This window comes from Streptomyces sp. NPDC037389, assembly GCF_040636475.1.
Lineage (GTDB): Bacteria > Actinomycetota > Actinomycetes > Streptomycetales > Streptomycetaceae > Streptomyces > Streptomyces hesseae.
This window is the reverse complement of sequence record NZ_JBEZUS010000006.1, coordinates 347819-363249: the sequence shown is the minus strand read 5'-3', so window position 1 is coordinate 363249 and position 15431 is coordinate 347819. Positions and strand designations below refer to the sequence as shown.

At 74.3% G+C, this 15431-nt stretch carries 8 protein-coding genes and 1 pseudogene; 4 read left to right on the top strand and 5 right to left on the bottom strand.

Annotated elements, in window-relative coordinates:
* Window positions 1–24: 24 nt before the first annotated feature.
* A complete protein-coding gene (locus AB0E98_RS16125) occupies window positions 25–1041 on the top strand; it encodes an aldo/keto reductase family protein (RefSeq protein ID WP_361702632.1) in 1017 nt (338 codons plus the stop codon).
* A 94-nt stretch (window positions 1042–1135) separates the two neighbouring features.
* On the opposite strand, the gene AB0E98_RS16120 is transcribed toward AB0E98_RS16125, so the two are convergent.
* From AB0E98_RS16120 to AB0E98_RS16110, 3 genes are read right to left on the bottom strand one after another with little or no spacing between them, the layout of a single operon-like run.
* On the bottom strand, window positions 1136–2344 hold the full coding sequence (locus AB0E98_RS16120; protein ID WP_361702631.1) for a cytochrome P450: 1209 nt from the start codon (window positions 2342–2344) through the stop codon (window positions 1136–1138).
* Window positions 2341–2571, bottom strand: coding sequence for an MbtH family protein (locus tag AB0E98_RS16115; protein ID WP_361702630.1), 231 nt, complete (start codon window positions 2569–2571; stop codon window positions 2341–2343). Before AB0E98_RS16115 ends, AB0E98_RS16120 begins: the two co-directional genes overlap by 4 nt.
* Window positions 2572–2625: 54 nt before the next feature.
* Window positions 2626–10200, bottom strand: a complete 7575-nt coding sequence (locus AB0E98_RS16110) for an amino acid adenylation domain-containing protein (RefSeq protein ID WP_361702628.1) — start codon at window positions 10198–10200, stop codon at window positions 2626–2628.
* A gap of 460 nt (window positions 10201–10660) precedes the next feature.
* Here AB0E98_RS16110 and AB0E98_RS16105 point away from each other — a divergent pair, with 460 nt between their 5' ends.
* Complete coding sequence (locus AB0E98_RS16105) at window positions 10661–11830, top strand: tryptophan dimethylallyltransferase family protein (RefSeq protein ID WP_361702627.1); 1170 nt, start codon at window positions 10661–10663, stop codon at window positions 11828–11830.
* A gap of 76 nt (window positions 11831–11906) precedes the next feature.
* On the top strand, window positions 11907–13100 hold the full coding sequence (locus AB0E98_RS16100) for an acyl-CoA dehydrogenase family protein (RefSeq protein WP_361702626.1): 1194 nt from the start codon (window positions 11907–11909) through the stop codon (window positions 13098–13100).
* A gap of 267 nt (window positions 13101–13367) precedes the next feature.
* Here the strand turns inward: AB0E98_RS16100 and AB0E98_RS16095 are convergent, their stop codons facing one another.
* Window positions 13368–14018 (bottom strand): TetR family transcriptional regulator, encoded by a 651-nt coding sequence (locus tag AB0E98_RS16095; protein ID WP_361702624.1) that lies wholly within the window; start codon window positions 14016–14018, stop codon window positions 13368–13370.
* 130 nt (window positions 14019–14148) lie between these two features.
* Between AB0E98_RS16095 and AB0E98_RS16090 the strand changes: the two genes are divergently transcribed.
* Window positions 14149–15078: a zinc-binding dehydrogenase gene (locus AB0E98_RS16090; protein ID WP_361702622.1), complete on the top strand. Its 930-nt coding sequence runs from the start codon at window positions 14149–14151 to the stop codon at window positions 15076–15078.
* A gap of 113 nt (window positions 15079–15191) precedes the next feature.
* Here AB0E98_RS16090 and AB0E98_RS16085 read toward each other — a convergent pair.
* Window positions 15192–15431: pseudogene (locus AB0E98_RS16085) on the bottom strand (hypothetical protein); the annotation flags it as partial.

Here is a 15431-nt window from a genome sequence, read left to right as displayed (position 1 = left end):
GGGCCCGTTGGTAGCGTGCCGCCCATGGACTTCCGTCACCTGGGACGCAGCGGACTGATCGTCAGCCGGATCGCCTACGGCAACTGGCTCACCCACGACGCGTCGCGCGGCGAGGAGACCGAGCGCGCCTGCGTACGCGCCGCCCTCGACGCCGGCATCACCACCTTCGACACCGCGGACGTCTACGCGGACACCCGCGCGGAGGAATCCCTCGGCCGCGCCCTGAAAGGCGTGCGCCGCGAGGGACTGGAGATATTCACCAAGGTCTTCGCCCCCACCGGGCCGGGCCGCAACGACCTCGGGCTCTCCCGCAAACACATCCGTGAGTCGGTCGACAATTCCCTGCGCCGTCTCGGCACCGACCACGTGGACCTCTACCAGGCCCACCGGTTCGACCCCTCCACACCGCTGGAGGAGACCATGGAGGCCTTCGCCGACGTGGTCCACGCGGGCAAGGCCCACTACATAGGCGTCTCCGAGTGGACCGCCGACCAGATCCGCCGGGGCGCCGCGCTCGCCCGGGAGCTGCGGATCCCCCTGATCTCCAACCAGCCGCAGTACTCCGCCCTGTGGCGGGTCCCCGAGGCCGAGGTGATCCCCGCCTGCCAGGAGCTGGGCATCGGCCAGATCGTCTGGTCGCCGCTGGCCCAGGGCGTGCTCACCGGCAAGTACGAGCCCGGCGGCCAGTGGCCGGCCGGCTCCCGCGCCACCAGCGAGAACGACGGCTCCGAGCTGCTGGGCGGCTGGCTCAAGGACGACGTCCTGCGCCGGGTCGCCGGGCTGCGGCCCCTCGCCGACGGGCTCGGGCTGACCCTCGCCCAGCTCGCCCTCGCCTGGGTCCTCCACCGTCCCGGAGTCGTCACGGCCGTCATCGGCGCGTCCCGGCCCGAGCAGATCACCGGCAACGCCGAGGCCGCCGACGTCACCCTGGACGAGGAGACCGTCGCCCGGATCGACGCCGCGCTCGCCCCGGTGGCCACCACGGACCCGGCCGAGACGGCGAAGAGCAGCCCCGGCTCGCCCGACTGGCGCCTGGCCTAGCGCGAACGGCAGGGAACGGCGGGGGGCCCGGCCCCGCTCTCGCGGGACCGGGCCCCCGGGTCCGGGTCCGGCGTCGTGCCGGCCCGTCAGCCGGCTACCACTCGACGGGCAGCTTCAGCAGGCTCCGCACCTGCATGCCGTCCTTCCACTCCAGCTCCTCGAACGGCACCGCGCAGCGCATCCCGGGGAAGCGCTCCAGCAGCGTCGCCAGCGCCACCTGGAGCTGGAGCCGCGCCAGCGGCGCGCCCAGGCAGCGGTGGATGCCGTAGCCGAAGGCCAGGTGGGGGTTGTGCTCCCGGCCGATGTCGAAGCGGTCGGCGTTCTCGAAGACCGTCTCGTCGCGGTTGGCCGAGGGGATCGCCGGGAGGACCGACTCGCCCGCGCGGACCAGCGTGCCGCTGAGTTCCACGTCCTCCGCGGCGTAGCGGGCGAAGGTCACGTGCGAGATCAGCGGGACGTAGCGCAGCAGCTCCTCGACGGCCTGGGGGACGAGCGCGGGCCGCCGGACGAGGGCCGCCAGCTGGTCGGGGTGGGTGAGCAGGACGTAGAGGGAGTCGATGAGCTGGGACGACACCGTCTCGTGGCCCGCGATCAGCAGCACGCTGATCAGCTCGACCATCTCCTTCTCGGAGAGCCGCTCCTCCTCGTCGCTGGCCTTGACCATGCCGCTGATGAGGTCCTCGCGGGGCTCGACGCGGCGCTCGCGCACCAGTTTGGCTATGTAGCCGTGGAGGGCGTCGGTGCCGTCCTGGGTCTCCTCGGCCGTCATCACGGTCGTGGCGGAGAAGGCGTCCAGCCACTGCCGGAAGTCGTCGCGGTCCTCGAAGGGCACGCCGAGCAGGTCGCAGATGACGGCGCCCGCCATCGGCACGGCGAACTCCTCCATCAGGTCGCCGGGGGCGCCGCGCGCCACCAGATGGTCGAGGAGCTCGTTCGCGACCCGCTCGACGCCGGGGCGCATCAGCTCGACCCGGCGCATGGTGAAGACCCGCGAGAGCAGCCGGCGCAGCCGGGTGTGGTCGGGGGAGTCCATGCCCAGGATGCTGGTGTGGATGGGCAGCGGCGTCAGCCGTGACTCGTCGTGCAGGGCGGCCAGGGCCCGGCTGAAGCGGGGGTCGCCGAGGATCGTCTTCATGTCGGCGTGGTTGGTGACGAGCCAGGAGTCCTCGCCGAAGGGGCAGCCGACGCGGACGACGGGCTCGTCCCTGCGCAGCTTCGCGTAGATCGGGTCGACCTCGATCCCGACGGCCTCGTTGAACGGGTAGGCGGGCGGGGTCTGCGCGGTGCTCCGGGGCTCGTTCACGCGGTCCGCACCTCCGCGACCCGCTCGTACCGCGCCACGAGGCTCTTGGGCCGCATGTCGGTCCAGTTCTCCTCGACGTAGGCGAGGGCCTCCGCACGGGTGCCCGGGCCGCGGGCGACGGCCCATCCGGCGGGGACGTCGCTGAAGGACGGCCACAGGGAATGCTGGCCCTCGTCGTTGACGAGGACCAGGAAGGTCCCCTCGGTGTCGTCCCAGGGGTTGTTCACGATGCTCGTACCTCTCTGTCGTTGCCTTTACGGTGTGCTGCCGTTCGCGTGCGATCAGGGAGTGCAGTGCTTCACCGGCGGCCCGTCGGGGCGCGGGAAGAACCCGGTGGAGACGAAGTGGCCGGCGTAGGCGTGGATCAGCCGGCGGTCGGGGGCGGGGAAGGCGAGACCCGAACCCGCCAGTCCCGCACGGACGTTGGCGTCGTCCAGGCGGACACGGCCCAGCCGGACGAGGGCGGGCAGGACGTCGCTCAGGAGCACGGCGGCGTCCAGTCCGGCGGCGGGATCGGTCTCGGCCCGTTCGCGCAGCGCCCGCAACCAGGCGTCCCGCTCGACGTCCGCCAGCCGGTAGCCGTAGGCCCGGAGGTGGTCCAGGAGGGTGTCCAGGGGCAGTGGCCGGGGGCAGACCAGGTGGTGGGTGAGGCCGAGGCTCTCCTCCCGGCGCGCGAGACGGACCACGGCGGCCGCGGCGCAGTCGGCGGGCACGAGGTCGACCACGGCCGCGGGCTCGTCCGGCCCGGTGAGCCGGGGCGCGGCGCCGAGGACGAGCATGGCCCGGACGAGCTGCCACAGGACGTCGTCCCGGGGTCCGGCCCCGCCGGTGGAGTGGCCGCTGATCCGGCCCAGGCGGTGGACGGTCACGGGCAGGCCGCGCCCGGCGGCCGCCCGGACGAGCTGTTCGGCCACCCACTTGCTCGCCGTGTAGCCGTCGGCCGCGACCTCCGGCGCCGGGACGAGACGGCTCTCCGGGATTTCCTCCGGCAGCGTTCCCGTGCCCACCGCGACCGAGGCGGTGGAGATGTAGTGGACCGGAACGCCGCTTCCGGCGGCGAGCCGCAGCACCTCGCGCGTCCCGGCCACGTTCGCGGCGCGCAGCCGGTCGTAGGGGTCGACCGCGCTGACGCGGGCGCCGTTGTGGTAGATCGCGTCGAGCCGCTCGGCCAGTTCCGCGAACCGGTCGGGGGCCAGGCCCAGCAGCGGCTTCTCCAGATCGCCGGGTACGGGGACGACCCGGGCGGCCACGCCCTCGTCCGCCAGGCCGTGGCGTGCCAGGCCCGCCCGGATCCGCCGCTCGGCGTGCCCGGTGTCCTCCGCCCGTACCAGGCAGTGGACTTCGGCGTCCGTGCGGTCGAGGAGCTCGCGCAGCAGGAACGAGCCGACGAACCCGGTCGCGCCGGTGAGCAGCACCCGCTCCGGCCCGGGAGCGCGCTCCGCCCGCCGGCCGACGGTGAACCCGGCGTCCAGGACGGCCTCGGCGGCCAGGTCCACCGACGCGTCCGGGGCCGGCTCCGCCGTGCCGTCGACGGCCGCCAGCAGGGCAGCGACCGACTGGTGCTCGAAGAGCGCGCGGACGGGCAGTTCGACGCCCAGCCGCCGGCGGAGCCCGCTGATCACCCGGGTGGCGAGCAGCGAATGCCCGCCCAGGACGAAGAAGTTGTCGTCGAGGGTGACCCGGGGAACGCCCAGGACCTCCGCGAACAGCTCGCACACGATCCGTTCACGTGGAGTGCGCGGCTCGCGGCCCGTCGACAGCGCGCCGAAGTCCGGTGCCGGGAGCGCCGCCCGGTCGACCTTGCCCGTGGCCGTGACCGGCAGCGCGTCCAGCACCAGGACCGCCGACGGGACCATATGGCCCGGCAGTAGCGCGGCCGCGTGGGCGCGCAGCGCGGCCCCGTCCGGGCCCGGCGCGTCACCGGCGGGCACGACGTACGCGGTGAGGTACGTGCCGGCCCGGTCGTCCCGGCGGGCGACCACGACCGCCTGGGCCACCTCCGGGTGGGTGCCGAGCGCGGCCTCGATCTCGCCGGGCTCGACCCGGAAGCCCCGGAGCTTGATCTGGCCGTCGGCGCGGCCGATGAACTCCAGTTCCCCGTCCCGGTTCCAGCGCGCCAGGTCGCCCGTGCGGTACATCCGCCCGCCCGGCTCCCCGAACGGGTCGGCCACGAACCGCTCGGCCGTCAGCCCCGGCCGGCCCAGATAGCCCCGGGCCAGCCCTGCCCCGGAGATGTGGAGCTCGCCGGGGACCCCGGGCGGCACCAGGCACAGGTCGCGGTCGAGGACGTAGGCGCGGGCTCCCACGGTGGGCCGGCCGATGGGCGGCGCGCCGCCGCCGGACAGCGGGGCGCTGAGGGTGGCGCACACCGTGGCCTCGGTGGGCCCGTAGCCGTTGAGGAAGCGGCGCCCGGCGGACCAGCGGCGGACCGTCTCCCCGCTCGCCGCCTCACCCGAGACGATCATCGAGGTGAGCGAGGGCAGCTCCGCGGGCTCCAGCACCGACAGCGCGGCGGGCGGCAGCGTCGCGTGGGTGACGCCGTGCCGCCCGACCAGCGCGGCCAGGCCGGGGCCGGGGGCGGTGACCCCGGCCGGGGCCATCACCAGCGTCGCCCCCGTCAGCAGCGCGCCGCACAGCTCCCACACGACGCCGTCGAAGCTGTGCGAGGCGAACTGGAGCACCCGGCTGTCCGCCGTCACCCCGAACCGCCGCAGCTGCGCCCGGACGACGCCGGTGAAACCCGAGTGGGTGACGACCACGCCCTTGGGCCGGCCGGTCGAACCGGAGGTGTAGATGACGTAGGCGGGGCTCGCGCTGTCGAGGGGGCGCGGTCGCTCGTCGTCGGTGACGTCGCCGTCCCAGTGGGCGCCGACCGTGCGACGGGTCTCCTCCCGGTCGAGGACGACGCGGGGCAGGTCCGGCGCGCCCGGCAGGGCCAGGGACGTCGCGAGGTCCGTCAGCAGCAGGGCGGGCGAGGCGTCGTCGAGCATCAGGCGCAGCCGGGCCTGTGGGTAGCCGGGGTCCAGCGGCAGATAGGCGGCGCCCGCCTTGAGCACGGCCAGGGTGGCCACGACCGCGTCCGGTTCGCGGGGCAGGGCGATGGCCACGGTCCGCTCCGGGCCGGTGCCGTGGCCGAGCAGATGGCGGGCCAGCCGGTTGGCGCGGGAGTTGAGCTCACGGTACGTCAGCGTCCGTACGCCTCCCTCGCCGTCGTCGAAGAGGACGGCGGTCGCCTCGGGTGTCCGCCGGGCCTGCTCCTCGAACAGCTCGGGCAGGGTGGCGGCGGGCACGTCCTCACGGGGGTCGCCGCCGCGGGCGAGCAGCTCGACGCGTTCCCCGGGGAGCAGGACGTCGAGGGAGCCCAGCCTGCGGCCGGGGTCGGCGGTGACGGCCTCCAGCAGGCGGACGAACCGCTGGACGATCCGCTCGACGCCCTCCCGGTCGAACAGGGCGGTGCTGTACTCGGCCACCCCGTCGACCCCCAGCGGCCGCCGGTCCGGGCCGTGCCGCTCGGTGAGGGAGACGGACAGGTCGAAGCGGCAGGCCCCGGTCGGCCACGGCAGCTCGGTGACCGCGAGGCCCGGCAGCTCGGGCGCGCCCTGCGGCGCGTTCTGGAGGGCCAGCATGACCTGGAACAGCGGGTGATGGGCGAGGCCGCGCGCGGGCGCGAGGGCGTCGACGAGCCGCTCGAAGGGCACGTCCTGGTGGGCGTAGGCGGCCAGGTCGGTCTCCCGGACGCGGGCCAGCAGGTCCCGGAAGGAGGGGTTGCCGGAGGTGTCGGCGCGCAGCACCAGGGTGTTGACGAAGAACCCGACGAGCCCGTCCAGGGCGGGGTCGGTACGGCCCGCGACCGGGCTGCCGATCGCGATGTCGGTGCCCGCGCCCAGCTTGGTCAGCAGGGCGGCCAGCGCCGCGTGCACGACCATGAAGGGGCTCGCGCCGCAGGAGCGGGCCAGTTCGGTGATCCGCCGGTGGAGGTCCGCGTCCAGGGCGAAGCGCAGGGTGTCGCCGCGGTGGCCGGCCACCTGCGGGCGGGGCCGGTCCAGGGGCGGCTCGGTGCGTTCGGGCAGCCCGTCGAGGGCGCCCTTCCAGTAGGCGAGCTGGCGTGCGGCGGCGCTGCCCGGGTCGTCCTCGTCGCCGAGCAGCTCGCGCTGCCACAGCGTGTAGTCGGCGTACTGGACCGGCAGCGGCGCCGCGTCAGGCGCGCGGCCCGCCCGGCGCGCGGTGTACGCGTTGGCCAGGTCGCGCCAGAGCGGGGCCAGCGACCAGCCGTCGCAGGCGATGTGATGGACCACCAGGACGAGGACGTGCCGGCCGGGCCCGGTGGTGAACAGTCCGGCGCGGACGGGGAGGCCCCCGGCGAGGTCGAAGGGCCGCCGGACGGCCTCGTCGACGGCGGCGTCCAGGGCCTCCGGGGCGACCTCGGTGACGGCCAGCCGCGGCCGGGCGGCGGCCGGGTCCAGGACGAGCTGACGCGGCACCCCGCCGTCCTCGGGCAGGACGGTGCGCAGGCTCTCGTGCCGCTCGACGAGGTCGCCGAGCGCCGCCTCCAACGCCGCCCGGTCCGGCTCGCCGTCCAGGGCCAGCACCAGCGGCACGTTGTAGGCGGCCCCCGACTCCTGGAGGCGCTGGAGGAACCACAGCCGCTGCTGGGCGAAGGACAGCGGTACACGCCCGGGGCGCTCCGCCGGGACCAGCGGGGGCCGTTCGCCTTCCACCGCCTTCCGGACGGCGTCGGCGAGCCCGGCGACCGTCGGCGTCTCGAACACGGTCCGGACGGGGAGCTCCAGGCCCAGCACGGACCGCAGCCGGGCGGTGAGCCGGGTGGCGGACAGGGAGTGGCCGCCGAGGGCGAAGAAGCTGTCGTCGACGGTGACCCGGGAGACGCCGAGGATGCCGGAGAACAGCCCGCACAGCAGCTCTTCGAGGGGGTCGCGCGGGGGCCGGCCGTTCGCGGCGGAGCCGGTGTCCGGCTCGGGCAGCCGGCGGCGGTCGACCTTGCCGTTGGGGGTGAGCGGCAGGGCGTCGAGGACCACGACGGCAGCGGGCAGCAGGTACTCGGGGAGCCGTTCGCGCAGATGGGCGCGGACGGAGGCGAGCAGGGCGCCGGTGTCGCGGGCGGTCGCGGGGGCGTTGACGAGCGAGGCGAGCGGGGCGCCGGTGGGCCCTTCGCCGCCGGGCGCGCCGGGGGCGCGGCCGGTCAGCTCGATGTCGAGGGCGTCGTCGGCAGCCGCGGACGCGGTGGCGGTGGCGGACGCGGTGACCGTCGTGGACGCGGCGGTCGTCGTGGAAGCGGTGGCCACCACCCGCAGGCCGAAACGTTCCGCCAGGTTGTGGAAGTCCTCCAGGAGTTCGCCGCCCGTCTCGTCGCGGCCGGTGCCGAGGGCGGTGACCTCGCCGCGCTCCTCCAGCGCCCGGGCCGCCGCCGCGACGGGCGCGAGCCGCCCGTCGGGGACGCCCGTGACCCGCAACCCGCCGGGGTGGGTGCTGCCCAGCAGGGGTGCCAGCGCCGCCGTGGAGGTCACGTCCCGTCCCCACCGCAGCGTCGCGGCGGGCGGCGGGGGCGCTGTGGGGCCCTCGGTGCCGGCCTTGCGCAGGACGGCGTCGTAGCGGTAGCGGGTGAGCTCGTTGGCGTACCGGCCGCGCTTGACGCGCACCTCGGCGCCGTCGGTGCCGGGGACGGCGGCCGCGAGTTCGGTGAAGTATGCGGGGTCGACCAGGAGTTCCTTCTCGCGCACCACGCTGTGCTCGACGGCGGCGCGGAGCGCGGCGGGGTCCGCGCCCGGGTCCGGGCGGCGCAGCTGGACGTCGGTGTGGAAGCGGCGCAGCCGGCGCAGGTCGCGGATGTCGCCGGCGAAGACCGCGCCCCCGGGCGCGAGCAGGCCGAGGGCCTTGGTGAGGACGTCCGTCAGATAGCGGCCGTCGGGGAAGTACTGGGTGACGGAGTTGACGACGACGGTGTCGAAGAACCCGGCGGGCAGCTCGTCGATCCGGTCGGCGGGCAGGGCGCGCAGCTCCACGCGGGAGGCGAGGGCGGGGTCCCGGCCCACGAGCGTCCGTAGCCCCTCGATGACCCGGCCGGAGAAGTCCGTGCCCCAGTAGGACTCGCAGTCCGGGGCCAGCCGGGACATCAGCAGGCCGGTGCCGACGCCGATCTCCAGCACCTTGCGGGGGCGCAGTTCGCGGATCCGCTCGACAGTGGCGTCGCGCCAGTGGCGCATCTGGTCCAGGGGGAGGGGCAGTCCGTCGTAGCTGCTGTTCCAGCCGGAGAAGTCCTCGCCGAAGCGGGCGTGGGCGACGTCGCTGTAGAGGGCGTCGTAGATCTCCCGCCATTCGCCGAGCTGCTCGGCCGGCGCCTCGTTCCCGGGGCCGTCGGCCGGGGTGTCGGCGGGGACGACGTAGCCGACGAGCCGTTTGTCGCCGGGGCGGTCCTCGCGGACCACGACGGCCGCCTGGGCGACGCCCGGGTGTCCGGCGAGGACGGCCTCGGTCTCGCCGGGCTCGACGCGGAAGCCGCGGATCTTCACCTGGTCGTCGCCGCGGCCGACGAACTCCAGCAGCCCGTCGGGGCCACGGCGTACGAGGTCGCCGGTGCGGAACAGCCGTTCGCCGGGCCCGCCGCGGGGGTCGGCGACGAACCGTTCGGCCGTCAGGCCCGGGCGCATCCAGTAGCCCCGGGCCAGGCCCGTGCCGCCGAGGTAGAGTTCTCCGACCTCGCCCGGCGGCACGGGCCGTAAGGAGGCGTCGAGGATCTCGGCGCGCATGCCGTCCATGGCGGAGCCGATGGGCACGACGGTGTCCAGGGCACCCGGTTCGGTCACCCGGTGGCAGGTGGCGAACGTGGTGGTCTCGGTGGGCCCGTAGCCGTTGACGACGGCCGTGCCGGGGCAGGACGCCAGCACCCGGCGGACGGCGGCGGGGGAGACGGCGTCGCCGCCGGTCCACACCTCGCGCACCCCCCGGAAGCACGCGGGGTCCTCCTCGGCCAGCACCGCGAAGAGCCCGGCGGTCACCCACAGCCCGGTCGTCCCGGTGGCGGCCACGACGGCGGCGATGCCGCGCGCGTCCAGCTCTCCCGGGGGCGCCACGACGACGGTGCCGCCGGTGAGCAGGGGCACCCACAGCTCGTAGGTGGAGGCGTCGAAGGCGTGCGGCGAGTGCAGCAGGACGCGCTCGTGGGCGCCGCCGTGCCACGCGGGGTCCCGGACGAGGGCGGTGATGTTCCCGTGGGTGACGGCGACGCCCTTGGGGGTGCCGGTGGAGCCGGAGGTGAACATCACGTACGCGAGCCGGGCGGGATCGGCGGCCGGTTCCTGGTCGTTCGGCCCCTGGTCGTCGTCGGCCGGCTCCTGGTCGTCGCCGGTCCGCAGGACGCGTACGCCGTCGCCGAGCCCGGCGGGCGGGGCCGTCCCGGCGTCGGTGAGCAGGGCGCGGGCTCCCGTGCGGGAGAGGATCCACTCCAGCCGGGAGGCGGGGTGCCGGGGGTCCAGCGGGACGTAGCAGCCACCGGCCTTGACGATCGCGAGGAGGGCGACGACCAGGCCGGCGGAGCGGTCCATCAGGACGGCGACGGTGTCGTGCGGCGCCACGCCCCGCGCGGCGAGCCTCGCGGCCAGCCGGTCCGCCCGCGCGTCCAGCTCCCGGTAGGTCAGGGACGTCTCCCCGGACACCACCGCCGTCGCGTCGGGTGTCCGGCGGACCTGCCGGGCGAACGCCCCGGTGAGGGTGTCGAGTTCGCCGGAAGCGGGGCCGGCGTCGAGGGGGGAGGCGGGGCGTCGGCCGCCGGTGAGGGGCCGGAGTGCGGCGGAGCGGTGCTGTGCGGAGTGGTGCTGTGCGGAGTGGTGCTGTGCGGACACGCGTCAACATCTCCTCTGCGCGGACTTCACCGGACCGGCGGCGGCGTGCCGACGGGCCGTTCGGCCGCGGTTGGACAGCCACATGTGCTCGCCGGGAGGGCCGGGAGCGGCCCCGGGCGACGCCTAGCGATCATGTCTCGGTCTGTCGGATCGCAAACCCCTGGGGTGAACCCTTCCGGCCTTTCTCCGCGCACCGTCCGCCGGGAGTCCGAGGGACCCCGGGTAAGGCACGGGTACGCCCTGCTGATCAGCGGTGATCCCGGGCTCGGGCCCCCGGTGGGCGGCACCGCCACGACGCCCCGGCCAGGCGTCCACCGGCACCGGGAAAGCAGTGAATTGGCGTGAACACGCACCCCAAGGTGAACACTTGGGTGTGTTGTCGAGCAAAAGGCGGACACAACCTTTGACCTGGTGAGACGATCCCGATCGTTTTTGCCCGCGATCTGTTCAGGGAGTGACGATGGAAGCCGCCAGCCCCGTGACCGGCCGTCCGGATCCCGCCTTCGCCGACCCGGGTACCGGGGTCGTGGCCGAGATGGTCGGTCGCACCGTACGGTTCGACTCACGGCGCTACGCCCCCACCGACAGCTACGCCCACATCGCCTGCGACAAGGTGGACCGGGCCGCCGCGAGCCTCGGCATAGGAGGCCGGGACCGCGAGCCGATGCTCTCCCTCGTCCGGGAGCTGTGCGGCGCCTGGGGCGAACTCCCCGTAGGCACACCGCCGGAGCGCGCCTGCTGGGTGTCCATCGACGGGATGCCCTTCGAGATCTCGTTCGCCTGGGCGGACGGCGGCGCCGAGCTGCGACTGTCGCTGGAGTCCCCGAGCCACCCCGGCACGCCGCGCGGCCGGATGGCGGACGGCAGGGCCTTCACCCGCCGGCTTGCCCGGAGGCCGGGCGTCTCCCTCGACCGTTATCTGCTGATCGAGGACCTCTTCACGGACGAGAACCCCCAGGGCTTCTTCGCCCTCTCCCACGGAGTCGCCTGGCGCCCGGGCGGCCACCCGCTGTACAAGGTCTACCTCAACCCCGCCGTCGCCGGGCGCGAGCAGTCCGTCGCCCGCACCGGGGAAGCCCTGGTCCGCCTGGGCCTGGAGCGCCCCTGGCGGGCGCTGACGGAGCACCTGGGCACGGCCGCCGACGTGGCCCACGAGCCGGCCGCCCTGGCCCTGGACCTCTCCGACGGCGACGAGGCCCGCGTCAAGCTGTACATGGCGCACTCGGGCGTCTCCGCCGAGGACATCGACGCCAAGTCGGCCGTCGCGTACGACCACGTGCCCGGTTCCTTCGCCCGCGCCCTGGAGCGCGTCACCGGCCACCGCGACCCGTCCGGCTGGCGGAAGCCCCCGGTGACCTGCTTCTCCTTCAGCAGCCGCAAGGACCTGCCGGGCGCGACGCTCTACGTCCCCATGGTCCCCGGCCACCCGGACGACGCGACGGCCCGCGACCGGGCGGCCGCCTTCATGCGCGAGGAGGGCGTGGACCCGGCACCCTACGTCGCGGCCCTCGACGCCCTCGCGGACCGCCCGCTGACCGAGTCGGCGACCCAGAACTTCCTCTCCTACCGGGGCGGGAGCACCCCGAGGTTCGCCGCCTACGTCGCCCCGGGCACGTACCGCCCCGTGTGACTTCCCTCTTGCTGTAACGCGTTCTACCGTGTGCGCCGGCATCCGCAGGGGCTGCCGGCGCACACCGGGAGGGGCCGTGGATCTCCAGTACACCCCGCAGCAGCGGCGGTTGCGGGCCGAACTGCGCGAGTACTTCGCCGACGTGGTGCCCGACGGCTCCCACGCCCGGCACGCCGACCCCGCCGAACGCAAGCGGTTCTACCGGCGCACCATCCGCCGCCTCGGCGCCGACGGCCGGCTCGGGGTGGGCTGGCCGGAGGAGTACGGGGGCGGCGGGATGACGCCCATGGAACAGTTCATCTTCTTCGACGAGGCCGCCCAGGCCGGGGTGCCGCTGCCGCTGATGGCGCTCAACACCGTGGGCCCGACGCTGATGCGCTACGGGACCGAGGAGCAGAAGGCCGCCTTCCTGCCCGGCATCCTCGCGGGCGAACTGGACTTCGCCATCGGCTACAGCGAGCCCGGCGCCGGCACCGACCTCGCCTCCCTGACCACCCGGGCCGTCCGCGACGACGAGGGCTACGGCTACGTCGTCAACGGGCAGAAGATCTGGACCACCAACGGCGACACCGCCGACTGGGTCTGGCTCGCCGTCCGCACCGCCCCCGTCGAGGAGGGCGTCCCGCCCCACAAGGGCATCAGCATCCTCCTCGTCCCCACCAGCGACCCCGGCTACTCCTGCACCCTGATCAACACCCTCGCCTCCCACGACACCACCGCCAGCTACTACGAGAACATCCGCGTCCCCTTCACCCGCAGGGTGGGCGCGGAGAACGACGGCTGGCGCCTGATCACCAACCAGCTCAACCACGAACGCGTCACCCTCGCCGCCCACGGCTCCGCCGCGATCCGGGCCCTGCGCGACGTCCGCGACTGGGCCGCCGCCACCAAGCTCGCCGACGGCCGCCGCGTGATCGACCTCGGCTGGGTACGCGGCCTCCTCGCCCGCACCCACATCCGTCTCGACGCCATGAAACTCCTCAACTGGCGCATGGTCGACGCCCTCCAGCGCTCCGCCCTCACCCCCCAGGACGCCTCCGCCGTCAAGGTCTACGGCTCCGAGGCCCGCCGCGACGCCTACGCCTGGCTGATGCAGATCCTCGGCGCGTCGGGCCCCCTCAAGGAGGGCTCCGCCGGCGCCGTCCTCCACGGGGAACTGGAGCGGGGCTACCGCAGTGCGGTGATCTTCACCTTCGGCGGGGGCAACAACGAGATCCAGCGCGAGATCATCTCCTGGATCGGGCTGGGGATGCCCCGGGTGCGGCGCTGAGCGGGTGACTTCGGCCCAGGTGAGGACGGTTGCGGTGCTGTTGCCGGGTGGTGTTGTGCCTTGCCGGAACTGGCCCGGACCGTAGCGGAGTTCGGCCCAGTGGGCATCAGGTGGCGAGCGGCCGGACGCGGTTCATCAGGCCGTGGTCGGCTCGAGAAACCCGTGCGGCGACTTCCAGGTCGCGGCCGAGGCCCGACCACCAGCAGCCGGGCGCGCCACAGGTGTCGGCCTGCCCGCCGATCTACGGAAGCCGGCGGCGCGGCGCTGTCAGTCGGCTTTCCGCACGTTCGCGGTCAGCGTCAGGCTGCCGGGCACGGCGGCGAAGGCTTCGCGCAGGTCGGCCGCGAGGCGGGTGCGGGTGGGGGTGCCGGGCCGCGACCTCCAGGTGTCCAGCGCGCAGTGGAACGCAGCGATCAGTACATCGAGGGCGAGCCTCGGGCGTAGATCCCCTGAGCCGTCGAGATCGAGCCTGCGGTGCAGGACCGTGAGCGCGGCGCGGCTGGTGCGGTCGCAGAAATGGCGGCCGTGCGCGTCCATCGAGGTTGCCTTCTCCGCCAGCCGTCGGCTGAGCAGCACCCGCCGGGTCCAGCCGTCGGCCGTCATCCGGTCCAGGGCGGCGAGCAGTGCGTCCTGCAGCGTCTCCAGGAGGGTGCGTCCGTCTGGTTCGCAGGTTTCGATCTCGTCGAGGAAGGCTGCCCACAGATCCTGGGTCGGCGCACTGGCCACGTCTTCTTTGCTGGTGAAGTTGCGGAAGAAGGTGCGCTTGGAGACGTCCACCGCGTCGCAGAGGTCGTCGAGCGTCGCGCCGTCGAAGCCGCGCTCGGTGAACATTTCCAAGGCTGTATCGATCAGCGCCTGCCGGGTGCGGAGCTTCTTGCGCTCGCGCAGCGGCAGTCGTTCGTTCGCGGCGGCAGGCATGGCGGCAGCATAACCGAAGTCGCGGAATGGAGGCAATCGCCACTTGACGGCTTGTGCCACTCAGTGGCACAAATGATCCGGCGCCCCACCCCGAAGCGCCGCGCCGATCCCTGCCGAAAGGTGCACCACCATGCGCGCCCTGCTCGTCGACCGCTCCGCTCCCGCCGGACTGCGGCTCGGCCGGACCCCCGACCCCGAGCCCGCTCCCCACCAGGCCCTGATCCGGGTGGCGGCGACGTCCTTCAACTACGGCGAGATCCGGCACGTCCTGGAGGACGCGCCCGACGGTGCGGTCCTCGGCTGGGACGCGGCCGGCATCGTGGAGCAGGCCGCCGCCGACGGCTCGGGCCCGGCCGTCGGCACCCCCGTGACCACCCTGGGCCCCGACGGCGCCTGGGCCGAACTCCGGGCTGTGGACACCGGCTTGATCGGTACGGCCCCCGCGGGCGCCGATCCCGGTGCGATCTGCACAGTCCCTGTGGCGGGCGCAAGCGCCCTGCGGGCCCTTCACCGCATCGGCCCGCTGCTCGGCAAGCGGGTCCTCGTCACCGGGGCCACTGGCGGCGTCGGACGATACGCCGTCCAGCTCGCCCGGCTCGGCGGTGCGCACGTCATCGCCTGCACCGGAAACCCTGAGGCGCACGGTGACGGCCTGCGCGCCCTTGGCGCCCACGAAGTGGTCGCGGAACCGGGAGCGCTCGGTGCGCCGGTGGACGGCGTCGTGGATCTGGTGGGTGGCCGCCGGCTCGTCGATGCTTACCAGGCGCTGGCCGAGAGGGGCACGCTGGTAGCCGTAGGTCATGCGGCAGGCGAGAACGAGCACTTCCCGTTCGGGGCCCTTTTCGGCGACCAGGGTCGCCACGACCGCTCGATCGCCACCTTCTTCCTGCCCGCCTGCACCGGCCTTGCCCCCGACCTGACCTGGCTCTCCGCCCGTGTCCTTGCGGGCGAACTCGATCCGCAGATCTCCTGGCGTGGCAGCTGGGGCAAGGCCGCAGAAGCGGCCGAGGCCCTCCTCGGCCGCCGGCTCCACGGCAAGGCGGTGCTCGAACTCGACTGACGCCGTGGAACAGCCGGCCCAACTGCCGGCAACGTCGTCGGACCGGGACCGCCCTCGCTGCCGCCTGTGGGACCGGCGGCTCGGTCACCGGCGGCTCGGTCATGCGACTTCGATCAGTTCCAGGAGGTTGCCTTCCGGGTCCGCGATGTACGCGTAACGCATGCCCTCGGTGACGCCAGGTACGGGGGCGACACCGGGGCGGCGCCGCATTCACCGGTCAGACGGGTGAACGCGGCGTCGAGGTCCGGGACTTCCCCCACGAGGGGCGGCGCGCCGGCGCGCTCCCGCGCCAGCGGATCCGGTACCGGCACAGCGGAGAGCAGCGCCTGCGTGTACGGATGCGTGGGGTGGTC

Coding starts and splice junctions, on each gene's coding strand:
- AB0E98_RS16125 (WP_361702632.1), top strand. CDS start 25: ATGGACTTCCGTCACCTGGGACGCAGCGGACTGATCGTCAGCCGGATC.
- AB0E98_RS16105 (WP_361702627.1), top strand. CDS start 10,661: ATGGAAGCCGCCAGCCCCGTGACCGGCCGTCCGGATCCCGCCTTCGCC.
- AB0E98_RS16095 (WP_361702624.1), bottom strand. CDS start 14,018: ATGCCTGCCGCCGCGAACGAACGACTGCCGCTGCGCGAGCGCAAGAAG.
- AB0E98_RS16090 (WP_361702622.1), top strand. CDS start 14,149: ATGCGCGCCCTGCTCGTCGACCGCTCCGCTCCCGCCGGACTGCGGCTC.